This is a genomic window from Sporosarcina koreensis (assembly GCF_001531445.1).
Lineage (GTDB): Bacteria > Bacillota > Bacilli > Bacillales_A > Planococcaceae > Sporosarcina > Sporosarcina koreensis_C.
On sequence record NZ_LQYA01000173.1, the window covers coordinates 1 to 243 of the forward strand.

At 31.7% G+C, this 243-nt stretch carries 1 protein-coding gene; it reads right to left on the minus strand.

From position 1 onward, the window contains the following. Positions 1–243, minus strand: a 243-nt coding sequence (locus AWV70_RS16485) for a plasmid recombination protein (RefSeq protein ID WP_235588717.1), incomplete at both ends; no start/stop codon positions are given.

Genomic DNA, 243 nt, shown 5'->3' on the forward strand with positions numbered 1-243 from the left:
GTCACCAACAATTCATTTACCAGTACCGCATCTTTTCGGGTTTTTCTTATACCCGTTTTTTGTGATTCAATAATTTCTTTTACTCGCTCGTTATAATCAATATTTCCATCATTTATAAAATCGTAATTTTCATTTGATTTGTCTTTATCAATATCGTGGTTCGTCTTACTTTCCCGCTCTCTTTGATTGTGAAATTGAATCCCTTTTAAATCATGGGACTTCATTTTTTGCATTCTACAAACT